Source organism: Dyella subtropica (genome assembly GCF_026283965.1).
Taxonomy (GTDB): Bacteria; Pseudomonadota; Gammaproteobacteria; order Xanthomonadales; family Rhodanobacteraceae; genus Dyella_D; species Dyella_D subtropica.
Window position 1 is genome coordinate 138,836 of record NZ_JAPDPD010000001.1, and the last position, 19,632, is coordinate 158,467.

Annotated in this window: 20 protein-coding genes; 10 read left to right on the forward strand and 10 right to left on the reverse strand. The window is 63.7% G+C overall.

The genetic code is table 11. The features are described from left to right. Nucleotides 1–249 precede the first annotated feature (249 nt). Complete coding sequence (locus tag OUZ45_RS00520) at nt 250–1,686, forward strand: lipase family protein (RefSeq protein WP_266167914.1); 1,437 nt, start codon at nt 250–252, stop codon at nt 1,684–1,686. A 45-nt stretch (nt 1,687–1,731) separates the two neighbouring features. Here the strand turns inward: OUZ45_RS00520 and OUZ45_RS00525 are convergent, their stop codons facing one another. Next, nucleotides 1,732–3,318 (reverse strand): DHA2 family efflux MFS transporter permease subunit, encoded by a 1,587-nt coding sequence (locus OUZ45_RS00525; RefSeq protein ID WP_266167915.1) that lies wholly within the window; start codon nt 3,316–3,318, stop codon nt 1,732–1,734. Nucleotides 3,319–3,416: 98 nt separating this feature from the next. Between OUZ45_RS00525 and OUZ45_RS00530 the strand changes: the two genes are divergently transcribed. From OUZ45_RS00530 to OUZ45_RS00570, 9 genes are all read left to right on the forward strand, one after another. Then, on the forward strand, nt 3,417–4,010 hold the full coding sequence (locus tag OUZ45_RS00530) for a TetR/AcrR family transcriptional regulator (protein ID WP_266167916.1): 594 nt from the start codon (nt 3,417–3,419) through the stop codon (nt 4,008–4,010). Then, the gene (locus OUZ45_RS00535; protein WP_266167917.1) at nt 4,007–5,179 is read left to right on the forward strand and encodes an HlyD family secretion protein; all 1,173 of its coding nucleotides are present in this window, start codon (nt 4,007–4,009) and stop codon (nt 5,177–5,179) included. The genes OUZ45_RS00530 and OUZ45_RS00535 overlap by 4 nt, the downstream gene beginning before the upstream one ends. Nucleotides 5,180–5,246: 67 nt before the next feature. Then, on the forward strand, nt 5,247–6,053 hold the full coding sequence (locus OUZ45_RS00540) for an alpha/beta fold hydrolase (RefSeq protein WP_266167918.1): 807 nt from the start codon (nt 5,247–5,249) through the stop codon (nt 6,051–6,053). A gap of 206 nt (nt 6,054–6,259) precedes the next feature. Continuing rightward, a complete protein-coding gene (locus OUZ45_RS00545; RefSeq protein WP_266167919.1) occupies nt 6,260–6,814 on the forward strand; it encodes an RNA polymerase sigma factor in 555 nt (184 codons plus the stop codon). Continuing rightward, a complete protein-coding gene (locus OUZ45_RS00550) occupies nt 6,811–7,674 on the forward strand; it encodes a hypothetical protein (protein ID WP_266167920.1) in 864 nt (287 codons plus the stop codon). The genes OUZ45_RS00545 and OUZ45_RS00550 overlap by 4 nt, the downstream gene beginning before the upstream one ends. Then, complete coding sequence (locus OUZ45_RS00555) at nt 7,671–8,267, forward strand: IMPACT family protein (protein WP_266167922.1); 597 nt, start codon at nt 7,671–7,673, stop codon at nt 8,265–8,267. The genes OUZ45_RS00550 and OUZ45_RS00555 overlap by 4 nt, the downstream gene beginning before the upstream one ends. Before the next feature lie 225 nt (nt 8,268–8,492). Continuing rightward, nucleotides 8,493–9,605 (forward strand): acyltransferase family protein, encoded by a 1,113-nt coding sequence (locus OUZ45_RS00560; RefSeq protein ID WP_266167923.1) that lies wholly within the window; start codon nt 8,493–8,495, stop codon nt 9,603–9,605. 77 nt (nt 9,606–9,682) lie between these two features. Next, a complete protein-coding gene (locus OUZ45_RS00565; protein ID WP_266167924.1) occupies nt 9,683–11,455 on the forward strand; it encodes an ABC transporter transmembrane domain-containing protein in 1,773 nt (590 codons plus the stop codon). Between the two features lie 452 nt (nt 11,456–11,907). After that, complete coding sequence (locus tag OUZ45_RS00570; RefSeq protein WP_266167925.1) at nt 11,908–12,255, forward strand: hypothetical protein; 348 nt, start codon at nt 11,908–11,910, stop codon at nt 12,253–12,255. 277 nt (nt 12,256–12,532) lie between these two features. Here OUZ45_RS00570 and OUZ45_RS00575 read toward each other — a convergent pair whose 3' ends face one another. From OUZ45_RS00575 to rlmD, 9 genes are all read right to left on the reverse strand, one after another. Further along, nucleotides 12,533–13,267: a copper homeostasis protein CutC gene (locus OUZ45_RS00575; RefSeq protein ID WP_266167926.1), complete on the reverse strand. Its 735-nt coding sequence runs from the start codon at nt 13,265–13,267 to the stop codon at nt 12,533–12,535. Nucleotide 13,268: 1 nt separating this feature from the next. Further along, nucleotides 13,269–14,327: a glycosylasparaginase gene (locus tag OUZ45_RS00580; RefSeq protein ID WP_266167927.1), complete on the reverse strand. Its 1,059-nt coding sequence runs from the start codon at nt 14,325–14,327 to the stop codon at nt 13,269–13,271. Between the two features lie 94 nt (nt 14,328–14,421). Further along, nucleotides 14,422–14,625, reverse strand: a complete 204-nt coding sequence (locus tag OUZ45_RS00585; protein WP_266167928.1) for a cold-shock protein — start codon at nt 14,623–14,625, stop codon at nt 14,422–14,424. A gap of 160 nt (nt 14,626–14,785) precedes the next feature. After that, a complete protein-coding gene (locus OUZ45_RS00590; RefSeq protein WP_266167929.1) occupies nt 14,786–15,529 on the reverse strand; it encodes an S-methyl-5'-thioinosine phosphorylase in 744 nt (247 codons plus the stop codon). 46 nt (nt 15,530–15,575) lie between these two features. After that, a complete protein-coding gene (locus OUZ45_RS00595) occupies nt 15,576–16,130 on the reverse strand; it encodes an NADPH-dependent FMN reductase (RefSeq protein WP_266167930.1) in 555 nt (184 codons plus the stop codon). 33 nt (nt 16,131–16,163) lie between these two features. Then, nucleotides 16,164–16,721, reverse strand: a complete 558-nt coding sequence (locus OUZ45_RS00600) for a hypoxanthine-guanine phosphoribosyltransferase (RefSeq protein WP_266167931.1) — start codon at nt 16,719–16,721, stop codon at nt 16,164–16,166. Further along, the gene (gene nagZ, locus OUZ45_RS00605) at nt 16,718–17,734 is read right to left on the reverse strand and encodes a beta-N-acetylhexosaminidase (protein ID WP_266167932.1); all 1,017 of its coding nucleotides are present in this window, start codon (nt 17,732–17,734) and stop codon (nt 16,718–16,720) included. The genes OUZ45_RS00600 and nagZ overlap by 4 nt, the downstream gene beginning before the upstream one ends. Continuing rightward, the gene (locus OUZ45_RS00610) at nt 17,728–18,270 is read right to left on the reverse strand and encodes a CYTH domain-containing protein (RefSeq protein WP_266167933.1); all 543 of its coding nucleotides are present in this window, start codon (nt 18,268–18,270) and stop codon (nt 17,728–17,730) included. Before OUZ45_RS00610 ends, nagZ begins: the two co-directional genes overlap by 7 nt. A 6-nt stretch (nt 18,271–18,276) precedes the next feature. Then, on the reverse strand, nt 18,277–19,593 hold the full coding sequence (gene rlmD, locus OUZ45_RS00615; RefSeq protein ID WP_266167934.1) for a 23S rRNA (uracil(1939)-C(5))-methyltransferase RlmD: 1,317 nt from the start codon (nt 19,591–19,593) through the stop codon (nt 18,277–18,279). Nucleotides 19,594–19,632: the final 39 nt, after the last annotated feature.

Here is a 19,632-nt window from a genome sequence, read left to right on the forward strand (position 1 = left end):
AAGCCGGAGGGCGCGGAACCGGGGTGCCCTTCTCTTTGGTTACTTTCTCTTGGGCAAGCAAGAGAAAGTGACCCGGCCTCCGGCAGGAGGACGGAAGCCCGCGGCAGGCGAGCCCGGTCGCGACTACGCAAACATCGAGCGACGACGCCACTGGACCCCGGCCTACGCCGGGGTGACGAAGTAGAAACGTCATCTCTCCCTGACATCACAACAATCAGAGATACTCAACGCCCCACACGGAACCGAACCATGACCACATTGGTTTTCGTCCACGGCTGGAGCGTTACCAACACTTCAACCTACGGCGCCCTGCCCCAGCGTCTCCAGCAACAGGCCGTCGCTAGCGGTATGGTGCTTGACGTGGCCGATCTGTGGCTTTCGGAATACGTCAGTTTCGACGATGCCGTGACGATGGGCGATCTGGTGCGCGCTTTCGATCATGCGCTGCGCGATCTGCACCTGATCGATGCCAGTTTCGCCTGCGTTACGCATTCCACCGGCGGGCCGGTGGTACGCGAATGGTTACGTGCGCAACGCGAGAAGCCTGGGGCATACAGCACGATCCGCCTCAGCCATCTGGTGATGCTGGCACCAGCCAATTTCGGCTCAGCGCTCGCCCAGATCGGCAAGAGCGTGCTGGGGCGTATGCGCTCCTGGTGGAATGGGGTGGAACCGGGTCAGCGGATTCTCGACTGGTTGGCGTTGGGTAGCGCGGCGTCGCTGTCGCTCAATATCGATCACATCCACGGTGGGGATCCCGCGGATAAGGGGCAGTTCCTGTTCGTGCTTACCGGCGATCGACCCGATCGCTCGATGTACGACCACATCAACAGCTACACCGGCGAGGACGGTTCGGATGGTGTGGTGCGCATCGCCGCGGCCAACCTCAATGCTTGCCACGCAGTGTTCACGCGCAAGGCATTCACCGCGAATGGTGACACGCTGTCGCTCAATCTCACGCGTGCACCGCGTAGCGCGTTCAAGCTGATTCCCGGCGCGTCACACTCGGGAGATGCGCAAGGCATCATGGCCGCCGCGCCCGCTACTACGGTGGATGCGGTGCTGCGCTGCCTGCGCGTAGTCGATAGCGCCAGCTACGCGCAGCTGTGTGACGCCTTCGAGGCGGAGAACGCGCAACGCGATGCGGACAAGGTCGAGCTGGAACCGGTCGGCCCATTCTCGCCGCGCGTGCATATTCACGATCCGCGCAGCCTGCTGATCGTGCGCCTCACCGACGAAGCTGGCGAAACGTTGCAGGACAGCCGCTTTCTGCTTTCCGCCGGCACACCGCCGAATCCAGACTGGATGCCGCAAGGCTTCATGCTGGACCGGCAGGCCAACAGCCGTACACCCAACGTGATCTCGTTCTTCCTCAACCATGCCCTGCTCGCCGGTGACCATCGCGTGGCCGATCCGACCAACAGCCGCAAGACGCTGCGTGCGGCGATCAGCGGCCACCGCCCCTACACCGCCAGCGTGCAACCGCTCGACCTGGATGGACTGGTCCATCACGCGTTGGCATCGATGGATACCGGCGACGATCTGTTCACCGCCTGGGGGCCGCATCAAACCACCGTGCTCGACGTGGTGCTGCCACGCAAGGTGCACGAGGGTGTATTCCGGTTGACGCAGAAGCTGGCGCCGGAGGATTTCAGCAACCCGGTGCCCGGGGCAGTCATCGGCTAGAGGTGTCTTTGTCGGTGCCAGCCAGACAGAGGATTGGCTACGTCTCTAGTGAGCATCGGGTGGTGGCGCAGCAGGCGGCGCGGCAGGCATTCGGCAGAACGGCACCATCACCAGCGCGGTAAGAAACATCCAGGCCATGAGGCGGAAGACATCATCAAAAGCCAGGGTCAATGCGTTGCGTGAGGCGAGCCGACCCAACTCGGCCTGTGCCATGAGCCACGCATGCGCAATATCCGGAGTGACCTGGTTGATTCGGTTGGCCAGTTCAGCGATCACATCGGGGGCATGCCGCCCTGCCTCGCCGAGACTTTCGCCCATACGTGCGACGTGAATGCGGGTTTGATCCTGCAACCATGTATTGACCACAGCGATGCCGATGGCGCCGCCGAGATTGCGCATCAAATTGAACAAACCCGACGCGTAACGAAGCTCGGCCATAGCGAAGCCAGACAGAGCCATGTTCACGCTGGGAACAATGCACAGCATGATGGCGAAACCGCGCAGGGCCTGCGGCCAGAACAGCGCGGCGAAGCCCCATTCGGACGTCATGTCCGAGAACAACCATAGGCTGCCGGCGAACAGGAGCAGGCCGATGCTGATCATCCAGCGCGCGTCGATTCGCTGCGACAGCCGCGCGGCCACTACGGTGCTCAATATCTGTGCGATGCCGGTGATGAAGACGGTGGTGCCGATCTGCAGGCTGTTGTAATCCCGCACGCGGCCGAGAAACACCGGGATCAGATAGGTAGCCGAGTACAGTCCAAAGCCAATGACCAGACTGAAGAGGCAGGCAAACACAAAGGTGGGTTTGCGAAACGGCGACAGTTTGACGATCGGCCCGGCGGATCGGAACGAGCGCTCCAGAAAAAGCAGAAAACCAACGAACGACAACCATGCCGCTGTGGCGATGGCGGGATCCCCCAGCCATTCGTGGCGAGGCCCTTCCTCCAGTACGTACTCGAGGCCGCCGAGGAACACGGCCATGGCGATCAAGTGCACATAATCGATGCGCTTGAGCATGGCCAGATTGGAGCGATCCACTTTGACGACCAGCACCGACAGCACGGTCACCAGGATGCCGGGCACGATGTTGACGTAGAAGATCGAACGCCAGCCGATGGTGTCCGTCAGCCACCCGCCCACGGTCGGGCCAAGCGTGGGGGCCAGTACCGAGACCATACCGAGGATGGCCGGGATCATCGCCCGCTGCTTGCCGCTGAACAGCGCGAAGCCGGTGGCGAACACCGTGGGCACCATGGCGCCGCCGACAAAACCCTGGATCACGCGAAACACAGTCATCGACTGGATATCCCAAGCCATGCCGCACAGTGCGCTGGCAAGGGTGAACAGCCCCGCGGAGAGAGCGAACAGCCAGCGCGTCGACAACGCCTGCGCAAGAAACGCGGCGAACGGAATCATCACCAGCTCGGCCATCAGATAACCGGTCTGCACCCAGTTGATTTCGTCCGGCCCGGCGGATAGGCCGGCCTGCACTTCATTGAGCGATGCGGCGACGATCTGGATGTCGATCAAGGCCATGAACTGGCCGAACGCCATGATCCCGAAGATCAGGTATTTGCGTGCCAGTGGCAGATCCGCAGGCGCGACAAAGGTAGGGCTACGCAGGGTCATGCCGGTGTTCTCGATAGCTTGGTGCGGGTCACAGGCGCCTCTTGCGTCGCCCGGCGACAATAGTATGATGCACGTCATGCTACAAGAGTGACCCGCCGATGCGTTACGCCGCCGAACACAAACAGAACACTCGCACCAAGGTGCTACAGGTTGCCGCCAAGGCCATTCGTGCCGATGGCCCGGATCGCATCGGCGTGGCTGCCGTGATGGCGGAAGCCGGGCTGACGCATGGCGGTTTCTATGCCCATTTCCGCTCGAAAGATGAGCTGGTCACCGCGGCTATCGAGCAGATGTTCCATGAGGCCCGTGCGCGCCTCCAACATGAGACAAAGGGACGCGGACCGGCCGAAGGGCTGGCGGCCTATGTCGATTTCTATCTGTCGAAAAAGCATCGTGACGCGCGTGCCTCCGGCTGCCCGATGGCGGCGATGGCTTCGGATCTGCCGCGATTGTCCGAGGCGTCGCGCAGTCAGTTTGCCGACGGCACGCGGAGTCTCGTGACGGCATTGGGCGACATGCTGACTGCACTTGGTCATGGCGATGCGATCGCGGAAGTCCGCTCGATGATGGCGGAGCTGGTTGGCGCACTCTCGCTGGCACGCATCGAGCCCGATGCCAAGCGCTCCAACGCCATCCTCGCCGATTCGCGTCGGCTGATTAAGCAGCGTCTAGGTTTAGAGACAAGCGCATGAGTACGTCGACGACACCAGAAGCAGCGAATCAAACCAGCATGCCTGACGCACCACGCAGAGAACGCACGCCCTTGACGCGCAAGCCGCTCTTTGTCGCCATGACCGCCCTCGTCGTCGCCCTCGGTGGCGTTCTGTACATTGCGACACCGAAAGCCACCGTCTCCACTGACAATGCCTACTTGCAGGCCGATAGCTCCGTGGTGGCGCCCAAGGTGCGAGGCCTGGTCGCCGAGGTGCTGGTGCAGCACGATCAGCCCGTCAAGCGTGGCGATCCGCTGCTGCGGATTGACCCGGAAGAATTCGATGCGCGAGTCGCTACGGCCATCGCCACCGTGCAGAACTCACAAGCCACAGTCGCCGCAGCCCAAGCGGCGCTGATCGCATTGAATGCGGAGGAGCAACTCGCTTCTTCGAGCGTGCGTGCCGCGCAAACCTCCATCCGCTCCTCAGAGGCGCAGCGGACGCTGGCCATCGCCGATCAGCAACGTTATGACAACCTGATCGCCAGCGGCGCCGTAGCACGGCGCGATGCCGACCAGTTCCGCACGGCGGCAGTGACGGCGCAGGCCAACGCCGAACGCAGCCGCGCCGAGCTATCGGTCAGTCGCGACCAGGCGGCGGTGACTCACGCCAAGCGACTCACGCTGGAAGCCAACCTGGCCCAGGCCGAAGCCGCCGTGGCCAGCGCGCAGGCCGCGTTGAACCTGGCCCGGCAAGATCAGACCAACACCTTGATCCGCGCCCCCATCGACGGCGTCGTCGGCGACCGCCAAGTCGAGCCGGGCGATTATGTGCAGCCAGGGACTCGTTTGTTCACGGTGGTGCCGCTGCGCCAGCTGTACGTCATCGCCAACTTCAAGGAAACCCAGACAGCGCACATGACGGCAGGCCAGCCCGCGCGCGTCGAAGTCGATGCGTTGCCAGGCGTCACGCTGACCGGACACGTGGAAAGCTTTGCCCCCGGCTCCGGCTCGCAGTTCTCCTTGCTGCCGTTCGAACCCGGCACGGGCAATTTCACCAAGATCGTCCAGCGCGTACCCGTGCGCATTCGTTTCGACCCGGATCAGGCGTCGCTAGCCCGATTGCGTCCTGGCTTGTCGAGCACGGTGACCGTGCAGCTGAAATCACACCCAACACAGTCGGCGCCGAAGATCGCATCCATCAAGTAGGCACGTCTCCTCATGGCGGTGACGCCAGTGGATGTAAGAAAACTTCACAGTTCGCCTGGAGGTACTCATGGAATCCCCCTCTTCCAACTCTTCGGTGAATATCGATGAGCTGGCGACGATGTTCCTTACGCCCAAGCGCGTAGCGGCGCGCGATGACGAAAACGCCATGCTTGCCACAGGAACGCCAAGCGAGGTCATGCACGCGGACCACCCTATCCATCTCTGGTCATGGGGCACCGGACCGCGAGTGTTGCTCTGTCATGGCTGGGATAGTCGCGGCTCGCACCTTGGCGCCTTTCTGCAGCCACTACTGGCAGCGAACCTCGCTGTCACGCTCTACGACGCACCAGCACATGGCGATTCTCCCGGGCACCGATCGAACGTCGTCGATCTCGGGCGCGCCTTGCTGACTGTCGCCGACGCCGTGGGCCCGATCGCCGGATTGATCAGCCATTCGGCGGGTTCACCGGCCAGCCTTTGGGCGTTCGGGAAAGGCCTGGACGTGCAGGCCAGCGTGCATATCGCCGGCCCTGCTTCGTTGAACAACATACTGCGGGGCTACGCCTATGCACTGGGTCTGCCACGAGATGCGATGCCCGCGTTCAAGCAACGCGTGGAATCCGCCATAGGATGTCCCGTGGCCGATCTCGATGCGGAAGCGCTCTCGCATCACCTCAACCATCCGGCGCTTTTCATCCATGACCAGGATGACCGCGAGATACCCGTATCCGAGTCGCAGCGTTTGCATCAAGCGTCACCCGGGTCCCTGTTGGAGGTGACCGCCGGGCTTGGCCATCGCCGTGTCGTGGGCGATCCAGGGGTCGTTGCTCGCGCCGTTCAATTTCTGTCCGAACGTATTGTTAGGGCCGCGTAATACAGAGATGGCAGGCATGCCCAGGTGGCGCTGCTTCGCCTGCCAGCTGTTCGCCTTGCTCTTCCCAACGATCGGCTTAAACCCGATCGCCCTAACCCCATCCGGCGTCTCAGCGCGTTTCATCCGTAGAGATGAACGCACTCGGCCCACCCGACACCTCCCCACCGGCTTACTCCCATCGGCGATTTCGCTTACCCTCGCCGCCCATGGATGCCACGGTGGATGAGGACGCGACGCTGATGCTGGCCTATGCGCAGGGCGACCTGAGCGCATTCGAGGCCCTGTACGCGCGCCACCGCGGCACGCTGTACCGGTTTCTGCTGCGTACTTGTCGTGACCAGGCGCTGGCGGACGAGTTGTTCCAGGACACCTGGAGCCGGGTGATCGCGGCGCGTACGCGCTATCAGCCGCAGGCCAAGTTCACTACGTGGCTGCTGCAGATCGCGCATAACCTGCTGATCGACAGCCATCGCCGCAAGCGGCCGATGGTGGAAGGCGAAGCGGCCGAGCTGGCGCTGGCCAACGTGGAGATTCCGCAGCATGAGCAGCCGGAGCATGCTCTGTCTGAGTTTGAACGCCGGCGCCTGCTGCAACGGGCCATTGAGCAGTTGCCGGACGAACAGCGTACCGTGGTGCTGCTGCGCCTGGAGCAGGATCTGAGCCTGGAGGACATCGCCGAAGTCACCGGCGTCGGCCGCGAAACCGTGAAGTCGCGCCTGCGCTATGCCATGAACAAACTGCGCGAGCAGCTGGCCGAATGAATACGCATCATCCCGACGACGAACGTTTGCCCGGCGAGGACAAGCTGGCGGCGCTGTATCGCAAGCTGCCGAAGAAAGAGCCCGGCCCGGCGCTCGATGCGGCCGTGCTGCGTGCCGCGGCACAGGCGGTGCAGCCTGCGGCGCACCGGCGCACCCGTTGGCCCATCGCGCTGGGCAGCGCGGCCGTCCTCGTGCTGGCCGCCGGCCTGGGCTGGCGCATGCGTGACATGCCCCTGACGCAAACACCGCCCTCGCCCGGTGCGACCACGATAGAAGCGGAACGTACTTCAGCGGAGCCCGCTTCGGCGGATCGTGCTTCGCCAGTGCAGGCGGCGGCGAACGTGCGCGAGGCCGCGGCACCCGTTGCCGATCAACCCGTTGCCGCCGCGGCCCCCGCACCATCGCCCACGACACCGCATTTGCGTGCTGGGCAGGCCACCGTGACCGCCATGAAAGTCCAGCGCTACGCACCTGCAGCGCCGTCCCAGATCGCACCGGTCGCTGAGGCGCTGCAAGCGCCCGTGCCCGCCCCACCCGCTGCGGAGCAAGCCGCCACCTACGCCAGCCCTATGCCCTTGGCATCCGGCGATGCAGCGAAAGCGGAGTCGATGGCGCCACAGAGCCGCATGATGGCAGCGCCTCGCGCTATGGATCAGGCCACACCGGCACCCGCGCCAACCATGGACAACGACACGGCGCGTGATCCCAACGACACGCCAGCCCAGGAGCTGGACAAGATTCGCCATCTGTTCTCGTCCACTCATCGCAACGAAGCACGGCAGCGACTGGCGGACTTCCATCGCGACCACCCCGACTACCCGCTACCCGACGATCTGCGTACGCAGCTGCTCACACCATGAGCGCAACGGCTCATACCCTTGCGGGGCCGTGCCAACATGCCGAGGACATCAAGAAGAGCCGCTTCCTCGCCCAGGCCGCACCGGTAGATACGCCAGAACAAGCACTGGCCTTCGTGCGGCAGGTGAGTGATACGGCCGCCACGCACAATTGCTGGGCCTATCGCATCGGCCAGGACTATCGCTTCAACGATGACGGCGAGCCCGGCGGCACCGCGGGCCGCCCTATCCTGCAAGCCATCGAAGGCCAGGGCATCGACCGTGCCGTAGTGGTGGTTACGCGCTGGTTCGGTGGCGTGAAGCTGGGGGCCGGTGGATTGGTGCGCGCTTACGGCGGCACCGCGGCGGAATGTCTGCGCTTGGCGGAGCGATTACCCATCATTGCGATGGCACGGCTGGGCTTGCATTGCGAGTTCGCGGAGCTCGCCTTGCTCAGGGCACGACTGAAAGAGCTCGGCGTGCACGTTGAGCAAGAAGATTTCGACGCAACCGGCGTGACCTTGCAACTGTGTCTGCCGGAAAGTCTGGTAGCCGATGCGCAGGCACGAATCACCGATATCAGCCGGGGACGGATCGAGGCGCGGCGGCTGGATTGACCCCCTGTAGGAGCGCACCCTGTGCGCGATGCTCTTCACGCGGTGCCATTCCAAGCACCCATCGCGCACAGGGTGCGCTCCTACAGATACGCAGCCTTATCCGTTGCCACCAAAAAGTCATCACGCTGCCTTGTCGCTAACCCGGTGCAAATGCAAACTCTCGCGCTCGGTCAGCGCTGCAACGGCTACTGGCTCGCCTATGGAACCCAGGGGAAAAGGAACACCATGCACCGCCTGCCCGGCCTCGATCTGCTGCGCGCCATCGCCATTGCGTGGGTGATGCTTTTCCACTCCTACATCGTAGGTGGGCTGGGCGAACCCTTCGGTAGCTTGCAGTCGAGTGGCTGGATGGGTGTGGATCTGTTCTTTGTATTGAGCGGCTACCTGATCGGCTCACAGCTGCTGAAGCCGCTAAGCCAGGGCAAGCCACTGGCATTCGGGCGCTTCTATGTGCGGCGCACCTTTCGGGTGGTGCCGGCGTATCTGGTGGTACTCGCCATTTATTTCTCCCTGCCCTGGGCTCGCGAGGCGGATGGCATCCAGCCGCTGTGGCAGTTCCTCACCTATACCGTCAATTTTTTGATCGACTACGAGCACAACCAGGCCTTCTCGCATGTCTGGTCGTTGTGTGTGGAAGAACATTTCTATCTGCTGTTCCCGCTGCTGGCCTGGTGGTTGGCGCGGAATCCTTCCGTCGGCAAGTTCGTCGCGGTCTGCGTGGCGATAATCATCGGCGGCATGGTGATGCGCGGCTATCTCTGGCATCACATGGATGACCGTTTCGTCGAAGTCATCTATTACCCCACCTACAACCGCATCGACGGCCTGCTGGCGGGTGTCGTGCTTGCGACCATCCAGGCCTATCGACCTGCCATGTGGCAGCGGATGCAGGAACGGGCCAACCTCTGGCTGCTGGCGGGATGCGTCGTTTTGGCGCTCGCTATCGGGTTGTTCCAGGACCGCACCGGCCTGCTCTCTACGGTCATCGGCTATCCGTTGCTGTCGTGGGGTTTCGCGCTGGTGGTGGCGGCAGGCACGAGCCCGGCAAGCTGGCTGGGAAGGTGGCGAGTGCCCGCCGTGGGTTGGATCGCACTGGTTTCCTACAGCCTCTATCTGAGCCACAAGATCGTGTTCCATCTGGTGCAGGCCATGCTGGCGGAGCACCCGCAGGTGCATGGGCTGGCGGCATTCTCCGTCTACGCCGTGGCTACGTTCGCCGGAGGCGCGCTGCTTTATTACGCTGTGGAGCGTCCGTTCCTGCGCTTGCGTGATCGCCTGCGGCACCCGGAGCGTGAGACTGCGCGCCCCGCCTTCGCTCCGAGATCAGCCGGGGCGTAACCTCGGCAGCGGAAGCTGTGATTGAATCGCCCAACTAAGGTCCCCATTAGGGACAGATCCAGCATGCGGCGAATTTCATGAGCGTACCTCCGGCGACCAACACTTCACCCACGCGCCGCATTGGCGCATTGCGCCAGCTCTGGCCGTTCATGAGGCCGCATCGATCACTGGCCATCGGCTGGCTGGTGTTCCTCGGCATTTCCTCGGCTTCGACCCTGGTGCTGCCGATGGCGGTGCGCCACATGATCGACCAGGGCTTCGGCGCCGCTAGCGCCGCCACCATCAATGCCACCTTCCTCGGCCTGTTCGGTGTGGCGCTGGTGTTGGCCGCCTCTACCGCCGCCCGCTATTTCTGCATCACCTTGCTGGGCGAGCGCGCGCTGGCGTCGATGCGTTCCAAGCTCTACACGCATGTGATCCGGCTTGATGTGGGCTTCTTCGAACGCAGTCGCGTGGGCGAGCTGATCTCGCGCCTGGGCACGGATACCGAAGTGGTGCAGGCGCTGATCGGCTCCGGCATTTCGGTAGCGCTGCGCAGCACGGTGACGCTGATCGGCGCCGTAGTGGCGATGGTGTGGACCATCCCGCGACTGGCCGGATTCACCGCGCTGGTGATCCCGGCCATGATGCTGCCGATCCTGATATTCGGCCGCCGCGTGCGCAAACTATCGCGAGCCAGCCAGGACCGGCTGGCCGATGCCGCCGCCATCGCCAACGAAACGCTCAACGCCGCCCCAGCGGTGAAAGCCTATGCGCGCGAGGACATCGAAAGCACACGCTATGGCAGCGCCATCACCCGCGCCCTGGCCACCGCGCGCAAGCGCATCGGCACGCGTTCACTGCTGACCGCCACCGTGATCGTGCTGATGTTCGGCGCGATCACCCTGGTGCTGTGGATCGGTGCACGCGACGTGCTGGCCGGCAACCTCACGGCGGGCCTGCTCAGCCAGTTCGTGTTGTACGCGATCTTTGCCGCCGGCTCGGTGGCGGGACTCTCCGAAGTCTGGGGCGACGTATTGCGCGCGGCAGGCGCCATGGAGCGCATCGGCGAACTGTTCAACGAACACGCCGATATCACCAGCCCGGCCACGCCGACGCCTTTGCACAAGCCGATCAGCGGCGCGCTGCGCTTCGAGCAGGTGAACTTCCACTACCCCACCCGCCCGGACACCGCGGCGCTATACGACTTCGATCTGCAGATCCGGCCCGGCGAAACAGTGGCGCTGGTGGGCCCCTCCGGTGCCGGCAAGAGCACGGTGTTCTCGCTGCTGCTGCGCTTCTACGACCCGCAACGCGGGCGCATCAGCGTGGATGGTGTCGACCTGCGCGCGCTCACCCTGCCCGACCTGCGCGGTGCGATCGCATTGGTGCCGCAGGAAACCGTGATCTTCGGCGGCAGCGCGGCCGACAACATCCGCTTTGGCCGGCAGGACGCCAGCGACGATGAAGTGCGGGACGCCGCCCACGCCGCCGAAGCGCACGATTTCATCAGCGCCCTCGGTAACGGCTACGACGCTGAACTAGGCGAGCGCGGCGTACGCCTTTCCGGCGGCCAGCGCCAACGCATCGCCATCGCCCGCGCCATCCTGCGCGACGCGCCGCTGCTCTTGCTCGACGAAGCCACCTCAGCGCTCGATGCCCAATCCGAAGCCGCCATCCAACAGGCGCTGGAACGGTTGGAGAAGGGCCGCACCACCCTGGTCATTGCACATCGCCTCGCCACCGTGCAGCGCGCAGATCGCATCGTGGTGATGGATGGCGGCCGTATCGTGGCCCAGGGCACGCACGAGAGCCTGCTGGCCGAGGGCGGGCTGTATGCGGAACTGGCGAGGCTGCAGTTCGTGGCGTGAGGATTGGAGCGCCCTCCGTCCGGGGCAGGCTCTGTGCGCGATGGCTTTTGTAGCGATACCGCGAACCATGCGGCAGCCGTGCCAGGGGCTTGGCCATCGGGTGTGGCGAGGAGGCGGCTGCGTCCAAATGTGACGTAGAGCGCATTCGCATATCACCCATACTCGGGGCGTAGCGTGACCCCATTCAAAATTTCTGCACGCTACAGCGCTATGGCATCAGACGTGATCCAAGTCGCATTTCGTGGTCGCATTTGTTTAGCGAAATCCGTGAGCTCACACAAAGCATCGATGCGCAAGGAGGCCATCGCTTTCAAGCGTGATGCAAATCGCGCTTTTGAAAAACGCGCATCACATTTTGAAGACATACGCGAGCGTGTCATTAAAGACCCCTAGAAGTGATCCACAGAGCCCGAAGACATCCATCTATTTGCGTGGATGTGTGAGGAGGCGATATGTGGCACTTCAATCGCAAGGCTCTGGCAGGTTGTGCATTAACCATCGCGGCGTTTGCCGCACATGCCGATGGCGGCACGGTGATGTTCTCCGGTGCAATCGTGGAGCCCACCTGCTCGGTCGGGCTGCAGCGCATCCAGACTACTGAAGCCGGTACGCCTCGCCGATACAACTGTACCGAACAGGCCACGGCCAGCCCGGGGCATGCCGCGCAGGCTTATGCGCTGTCCGTGGTGAGCCTGGCCGAAACACCGCTGGCTTCGGATCGATTGGTCGCCTACTTCGCCCAATACTTGAGCGCGCAATCGGCTGCACCACCCAAGTTGGTGACGCAGACCTATGAATAGGAACTGGGAGCACGATGGGCGGCACATTGGGGAGTTGCCGGCGCATCTCATCCCAATCTACGACGCGGCGTTGCTCTTGATCTTGGGGCCTACTACCTCAGGGATGGAGGTCGTTGAGCAGAGTTCGAGTTCAACTCCCTCCGCCCCTGAGGTTTCGCGAAGCCACCCGCGCGGCCGAGCTGTAGTTCACAGCGCGAGGGTTTTGTAGGAGCGCACCCTGTGCGCGATGCTCTTCGCGCGGCGCCTTCCAAGCACCCATCGCGCACAGGGTGCGCTCCTACAGGCGGTGGAGTTCGGCGACCAGCTCGCGCACCTGCTGCACATCGCTGCGCAGTTCGCCGCCTTCCATGTCATGCAGTACCGGCCGACGATGGCGCATGCCGGAAGGTAATAGCAGCTTGGCCGAAGCGTGAAACTCGTGCGCGCCGGTGGCTGCCGCGAGTGCGGCGATGTTCTTGGCTGTGACACCCGCACCTGGCATGACAGCGATGCGCCCATCAGCCCGCGCCACCAGCTTGCGGATCAGTGACGCACCTTCTATCGCGCTGGCTTGCGCTCCCGAAGTGAGTACGCGCTCGCAACCGAGCGTGATGATGTCTTCCAGCGACTGTTCCGGATCCTGGGTCAGGTCGAAGGCACGATGGAAGGTGATGCCCATATCGCCGGCAGCATGCATCAGTGTTTTGCAGCGCGCCTGATCCACGCGACCATCGGCATCGAGTACGCCCAGCACTACGCCGTCGCAGCCGAGCGCGGCGCAGGTTTCGATGTCTCGCTGCATCAACTCGCATTCGAGATCGTTGTAGAGGAAGTCGCCAGCGCGCGGCCGGATCAGCACATAAAACGGTATGCGCAACTGCTCGCGCACCATGGCGATCAGGGCGGCGGATGGGGTGAGGCCACCGAGTTCGAGCGCGGTGCACAGCTCAACTCTTCCGGCGCCGCCGTCCTGCGCGGCGACGGCGGAAGCGACTGAGTTGGCCGCCACCTCCAGCATGAATCCATCGGCCATGTCAGTAGACACTCCTGGCCGGCACCAGGCCGTCCTGCTTGGCGGCATCGCAGACTGCGTAGGAGAAGCCCGGCTGGATCGCCCAGGCGCCGATCTCGCCTTCGCGGTTCATGGCCAGGAAACCGACTTGCAAGTCTTTGGACGCATGCGGGCGGCGCTTGACGATGCGCATCACGGCTTCGCGGCACGCTTCCTGCGGCGAGCGTCCCTGGCGCATCAACTCCACCACCAGGAAACTGCCGGCATTGCGGATCACTTCTTCGCCGACACCGGTCGAAGTGGCTGCGCCGACGTCGCCGTCGACATACAAGCCGGCGCCGATGATCGGGCTGTCGCCGACACGGCCGTGCAGCTTCCACGCCATGCCGCTGGTGGTGCAGGCGCCAGCGAGGCGTCCCTGCGCATCGATGGCGAGCATGCCGATGGTGTCGTGGTTGTCTTTGCCGCCCGGCAGGCTGCCTTTGCCCTGGTCGCGCCTGCCGTAATCAAGTATTTCGCTGTTGGCGCTGGGCTGGTAATGCGCGGTCTTCAACCACTCGTGCCAGGCCTGTTCGGATTCCGGCGTCAGCAGCTCTTCTTTCTTGAAGCCCTGCTCCTGCGCGAATTGCAAGGCGCCGTCACCGACCAGCAACACATGGGGTGTGCGTTCCATGACACGGCGCGCCACCTGGATGGGATGTGCGATGTGTTCCAACGCAGCGACCGCGCCGCAGTTACCGTCGGCATCCATGATGCTGGCGTCGAGAGTGACCCGGCCGTCGCGATCGGGATAGCCGGCGCGGCCAACGCTGTGGTTCTTCAGGTCCGCCTCGGGTACCTGCACGCCGGTTTCCACGGCATCCAGTGCGTGGCCGTTCTTGCTGAGCACAGCCCACGCGGCCTGGTTGGCCGCGATGCCGAAATCCCAGGTGGAAATCACCCTGGGCTTCATGGCGCCGCCCGCCTGCTTCGTCTTCGCGCTAGTACTCGCCATCGTTTGACCGGCCATCGCTTGACCGGCCCATGCCATGGCCGATGCGCCGAGTAGCGATGCCTTGAGGAAATCTCTCCGATCCGCCATGTATCTTCTCCAGAAAAATAAAAAGCTCCGCGCCTTGCAGCGCGGAGCTTCGTATTACATCGATGGCCGACGCAACGTCGGCTCGCCGAATCAATTACGCGATTTCGACGCCCGAAGCCTGGGCACCTTTCGGGCCCGAGGTCACTTCGAACTTCACGCGCTGGCCTTCCTGCAGACTACGAAAGCCTTTGGAATTGATCGCCGAAAAGTGGACGAACACGTCCTCCCCACCGTCCTCAGGTGCGATGAAGCCGAAACCCTTGGCGTCGTTAAACCACTTGACCGTACCGAAACGCATTGCGTGAACCTCTGAATCATGGATTGGATGCGCCATGGTTTCGCATAGAACCACCACAACCCCTTGGTCCGCCGCCCCTGGCACAGCGAAGTATCAACATGTTTCATAGCAAAGTGCAATATCCAAGAGTCTATTGCCATGACAGGGTAGGCAACTCTGCTTAGCTTTTAAGCAACGCGGCAAGAATATGCGGCACTTCGGCGGTAGCTGCAATAAGGTGCGTGAAGATTTCGTCAATGCTGATTTCGGCTTCGTCGCCGCAACCAGCAGCGAAATTTGCGACCAGTGCAAGACAGGCGTAAGCAAGATCCAACTCGCGTGCAAGCACGGCCTCCGGCATGCCTGTCATGCCGACGAGATCGCAACCGTCGCGCTTCATGCGAGCAATCTCGGCACGTGTTTCCAAGCGAGGCCCTTGTGTCGCGCCGTAACAGCCGCCATCGATCACGGCGATGCCCGCCTGGGACGCCGCGTTGATCAGGTTGCGACGCAGCGACTCGGTGTACGGCTCGCTGAAATCGATGTGCTTCACCTCCGCGCCTTCCACATCGCAGAAGCTGGTGTAGCGGCCGTGGGTGTAGTCGATAACTTGATCGGGCACCACGATCACGCGCGGACCCATGTCGGCACGGATGCCGCCGACCGCATTAACGCCGATCACTGTGCGAGCGCCGAGCGAGTGCAGCGCCCACAGGTTGGCGCGGTAATTCACGCGATGCGGCGGCACGGTGTGGCTTTCGCCGTGGCGCGCCATGAAGGCCACGCGCTTGCCGGCGAAGTCGCCGATCACGACGTCGCCCGAAGCCGGGCCGAACGGCGTATCCACGCTGTGTCTAGTGGCGTTCTCAAGGCCGGGGAAGCTGTACAAGCCGCTGCCGCCGATGACGGCTAGGTCGATATTCACGGGTCAATCCTGCTGTTCAATGGGACGGTGTTCGATGGGGCGAAACTCAGCTACGCAAGGCAGCGAGACGAGTGGCATAGCTTTGCAGATGCCGGGACAGAGCATCGCGGGTGCGCTCGTCGGTCAAACGGCCCTCGACAATCTTGGTGTGCGCCTGGAAGACCAGCACTTCACCCTGCGGCTCGGTCTGTGCACCGGCGCGACGCAGCACCAGGCGCAGCGCGTCCTGCGCGCGTACGGTGCCGGTGATGCCGGGGCTGGCGCCCATGATGCAAACGATCTTGCCGGTCAGTGCTGGCGTCTTGCGGTCGCGACCCGTACGCGAGGCCCAGTCGATGGCGTTCTTGAGCACGCCGCTGATGCCGCCGTTGTATTCCGGGCAGGCCAGCAGTAGACCGTCAGCGGCATCGATCGCTTGCTTCAGCGCCGTGACCGGCGCCGGGTCGCCCTGCTCTTCCACATCCTGATTGAACAGCGGCAGGTCGTGCAGTCGATGGATGTCGATGTTCATGCTGGCGGGCGCCAACTCCTGCGCCGCATGCAGCAGCGCCGTATTGAACGAGGCAGCCCGCAGGCTGCCTGAGATACCGAGGATATTCATGGGGACTCCGGTTCCCTGCGCGAGAAGAACGGCCTACTTGAGTGCGTAGATGCCCGGCAGATTGCGACCCTGCTCGTGATAGTCCATGCCGAAGCCGAACACGTAGCGATCAGGCAGCTCCACGCCATTGAAGTCGGCAGCGATACCGTCGACCAGGCGGTCGTGCTGCTTGGTGCACAAGCTCACGATCAGTACGCGGTGTGCGCCACGGCGCAGGCAGTCATCGCGTACCGCCTTGAGGGTGTGGCCTTCGTCGAGGATGTCGTCCACCAGCAGCACGGTGCGCCCTTCCAGCGACACCAGCGGCTCGCGCAACCAATGCAGTTCACTGCCCGAGGTCTCGCCGCGGTAACGGGTGGCGTGCACGTAGTCGAATTCCAAGTCCGTGCGGATCGCCAGCGCGAGATGGCCGGCAAAGATCAACGCGCCATTCATCACGGTGAGGAACACGGCGCGTTCGCCATCCAGCGCGGCGTCGATGCGGCGACCCAGGTCGGCGATCACACCTTCCAGCGTGGCGCGATCCACCAGCAGATCGGCAGAGGCCAGCGCGGCGCTGAGCGAGGGAACGGGAGTGGTCGGTGTCGTCATGCCTTGTCTTCCTGGGCGTCCAGCGCCGTGATGCGCGCGATGAAGCGATCGCGCTGCGGGTTATCGGTAAGCCCTTCCCATGTGGCGCCCAACGCACCTCGCAGTGCGGCCAGGCGTTCGGGCGCGCTGGCGGCACGGCCCTGCACGGCGGCGATGGCTTCTTCCACCACCTGGGGGAAGCAGGCCAGTACCAGGTCGCAACCGGCGTCGAGGTGCGCATGCACGCGAGCGGCAACGCCTCCCGCCGCACCGGCCGCGGCCATGCTGATGTCGTCGCTGATCACCGCGCCCTTGAAGCCCAGCTCGTTGCGCAGGATCTGCTGGATCCACACCTTGGAGAAACCGGCAGGCTGCGTGTCCACCGCGGGATAGATCACGTGCGCCATCATCACCGCCTCGACGCGCGCTTCGATGCATTCGGCGAACGGATGCAGGTCGTTGCGGCGGATCGTGTCCAGGCTGCGCGGATCGATCGCCTCGGCTTGGTGCGTGTCCACCGCCACCGAGCCATGACCGGGGAAATGTTTGAGCACGGCGGCCATGCCACCGAGATGCATACCGCGCACATAGGCCGAGCCCAGCTCGGCCGCCGCGGTGGGATCGGCATGGAAGGCACGCAGGCCGATGGCTGCGTTGCCGCGTGCCAGATCGACCACCGGCGCAAAGCTGAAATCGACGCCGATGGCGCGCATCTCGCTCGCCATCACCCAGGCGTGTTCCTCGGCCAGGCGCACGGCTTCTGCAGGATGGCGATCGTAGATGTCGCCAACGCTGGCCAGCGCCGGCAAGCGTGTGAAGCCGGCGCGGAAACGCTGTACCGGGCCACCTTCCTGATCGACGGCGACCAGGAAGTCCTCACCGGCCACCTCGCGAATCGATTCGATCAGGGTCGTAACCTGCTCGCGCGAAGCGAAGTTGCGAGCGAACAACAGCACCCCGGAGACGCCCGGCGAAGTCAGCCATGTGCGCTCCGCATCGGACAATGCCAATCCGGCCAAACCGATCATCAGCATGCGGCGTGCTCTCCCGGGTTCGGTGCATCGTCGGCATCCCGCTCCGCCTGCGTCCAGTGCGAGTAGGGATAGTCGATCAGACCGACGTTGTAGTAACGCGCCAGATCGCTGACTTCGCGCCCCAGCCAATCGGGACGCGGATAAGCGGCATCCGGTGCATCGAGTTCCACTTCGGCCACCACCAGCCCGGCGTTGTTGCCGAGGAACTCATCGATCTCGAACACTACGCCTTCGATGGTGACGATGTGGCGAAACTTTTCCAGCACGCCATCGCACAGGCTGGCCAACATCGCATCGGCATCGGCCGGCGGCACGGGATATTCGAACTCTGCCCGCTGGATGCCGAGATGGGCGGACTTGATATTGAGCCAGGCGTGCTCGCCGGCCCGGCGTACGCGTACCGAGGCACGCGCATGACCGGCGCGAAACGCTTGCGCGCCCACCAGATAGCCTTGCGCAATGCGCTCGCTACGTTCGACCGACGGACGCCAGGCATCGCTGCGCAGGAGGAATTTGCGTTCGATCTCGATACCCATCGCCGCTCAGTCCCGCTCGAACAGCGCGATCGATTCGACGTGCGCGGTGTGCGGGAACATATCCATCACACCCGCCGCGCTGAGGCGGAAGCCATGCTTCTGCACCAGGATGCCCGCATCGCGCGCCAACGAGCCCGGGTGGCAGGACACGTAGACGATGCGACGCGTCTCGCGATGCGGCAGGTACTCCAGCACCTTGTCGGCACCGGCGCGTGGCGGGTCGAGCAACAGCTTGTCCCAGGACTGCTTGGCCCACGCGGCGTTGCGCTGGTCCTCGAACAGGTTGGCGACTTCAAAGCGGGCGTTGTTGATGCCGTTGCGCATCGCGTTCGCGGCGGCGCGCTCCACCAGGCCATGTTCGCCCTCCACCCCCATCACGTCGGCCACGCGACGGGCGATCGGCAGGGTGAAGTTGCCAAGGCCGCAGAACAGATCCAATACGCTGTCGGTCGGCTGTGGATCGAGTAGCTCCATGGCACGCGCCATCATGCGCTGGTTCATGCCGGCGTTGACCTGCACGAAGTCGAGCGGGCGGAACTCCAGTTCCACATCCTGCACATCATCGCGACCGCTGGCGATACGGAAGGCGAGGCGCGGATGCTCCGGCCACAGCGGATGCACGCTGCTGATGCCGCCGGGTTGCAGGTAGATCGCAAAGTCGTGCTGTTGAGCGAAGGCGGTGAGTGCGGCGAGATCGCGTTCGCTCAGCGGCTTCAGGTGACGGAACACCAAAGCCACGGTGTCATCACCGGCGGCGAATTCGATCTGCGCGATATCGGCCGCCGCATCCATCGCACTGACCAGTTCGGCCAGCAGACCGATCTTCGGACCCAGCGCCGGGTGCGCTACTTCGCATTGTTCGATATCGGCCACGAAGCGCGGGTTGTCCTCTTCGCGGAAACCGACCAGCACGCGGCCTTTCTTCACCACATTGCGCACGGATAGACGGCCCTTGCGGCGATAGCCCCAGGGCTGGTCGGTCAGTGGCGGCAGCCACGAAGCGGGCACCACCTTGCCGATGCGCTCGAAGTTTTCGGCCAGCACGCGCTGCTTGGCTACGATCTGCGATTCGGCATCCAGATGCTGCAGCGAGCAACCGCTGCACTGGCCGTAATGGCGACACAGCGGTTCGACGCGATGCGGCGAACGGGTGCGGAGTTCGACCACTTCGGCTTCGTCGAAATGGCGGTGACGCTTGCGGATGCGCAGCAGCACATCTTCGCCGGGCAGTACGCCGGACACGAACACGGCCTTGCCGTCGATGTGGGTGACACCGCGGCCGTCGTGGCTGAGGTCGGTAATGGTGGCTTCGAATTCTTTCATCGCAACTTACAAAAGACGCGCGCCCGAACTAGCAAGGTC

Excerpts from the sequence above, each read along its gene's own strand:
- OUZ45_RS00520 (WP_266167914.1), top strand. The coding sequence starts at position 250 with ATGACCACATTGGTTTTCGTCCACGGCTGGAGCGTTACCAACACTTCA.
- OUZ45_RS00525 (WP_266167915.1), bottom strand. The coding sequence starts at position 3,318 with ATGACCCTGCGTAGCCCTACCTTTGTCGCGCCTGCGGATCTGCCACTG.
- OUZ45_RS00530 (WP_266167916.1), top strand. The coding sequence starts at position 3,417 with ATGCGTTACGCCGCCGAACACAAACAGAACACTCGCACCAAGGTGCTA.
- OUZ45_RS00535 (WP_266167917.1), top strand. The coding sequence starts at position 4,007 with ATGAGTACGTCGACGACACCAGAAGCAGCGAATCAAACCAGCATGCCT.
- OUZ45_RS00540 (WP_266167918.1), top strand. The coding sequence starts at position 5,247 with ATGGAATCCCCCTCTTCCAACTCTTCGGTGAATATCGATGAGCTGGCG.
- OUZ45_RS00545 (WP_266167919.1), top strand. The coding sequence starts at position 6,260 with ATGGATGCCACGGTGGATGAGGACGCGACGCTGATGCTGGCCTATGCG.
- OUZ45_RS00550 (WP_266167920.1), top strand. The coding sequence starts at position 6,811 with ATGAATACGCATCATCCCGACGACGAACGTTTGCCCGGCGAGGACAAG.
- OUZ45_RS00555 (WP_266167922.1), top strand. The coding sequence starts at position 7,671 with ATGAGCGCAACGGCTCATACCCTTGCGGGGCCGTGCCAACATGCCGAG.
- OUZ45_RS00560 (WP_266167923.1), top strand. The coding sequence starts at position 8,493 with ATGCACCGCCTGCCCGGCCTCGATCTGCTGCGCGCCATCGCCATTGCG.
- OUZ45_RS00565 (WP_266167924.1), top strand. The coding sequence starts at position 9,683 with ATGAGCGTACCTCCGGCGACCAACACTTCACCCACGCGCCGCATTGGC.
- OUZ45_RS00570 (WP_266167925.1), top strand. The coding sequence starts at position 11,908 with ATGTGGCACTTCAATCGCAAGGCTCTGGCAGGTTGTGCATTAACCATC.
- OUZ45_RS00575 (WP_266167926.1), bottom strand. The coding sequence starts at position 13,267 with ATGGCCGATGGATTCATGCTGGAGGTGGCGGCCAACTCAGTCGCTTCC.
- OUZ45_RS00580 (WP_266167927.1), bottom strand. The coding sequence starts at position 14,327 with ATGGCGGATCGGAGAGATTTCCTCAAGGCATCGCTACTCGGCGCATCG.
- OUZ45_RS00585 (WP_266167928.1), bottom strand. The coding sequence starts at position 14,625 with ATGCGTTTCGGTACGGTCAAGTGGTTTAACGACGCCAAGGGTTTCGGC.
- OUZ45_RS00595 (WP_266167930.1), bottom strand. The coding sequence starts at position 16,130 with ATGAATATCCTCGGTATCTCAGGCAGCCTGCGGGCTGCCTCGTTCAAT.
- OUZ45_RS00600 (WP_266167931.1), bottom strand. The coding sequence starts at position 16,721 with ATGACGACACCGACCACTCCCGTTCCCTCGCTCAGCGCCGCGCTGGCC.
- nagZ (WP_266167932.1), bottom strand. The coding sequence starts at position 17,734 with ATGCTGATGATCGGTTTGGCCGGATTGGCATTGTCCGATGCGGAGCGC.
- OUZ45_RS00610 (WP_266167933.1), bottom strand. The coding sequence starts at position 18,270 with ATGGGTATCGAGATCGAACGCAAATTCCTCCTGCGCAGCGATGCCTGG.
- rlmD (WP_266167934.1), bottom strand. The coding sequence starts at position 19,593 with ATGAAAGAATTCGAAGCCACCATTACCGACCTCAGCCACGACGGCCGC.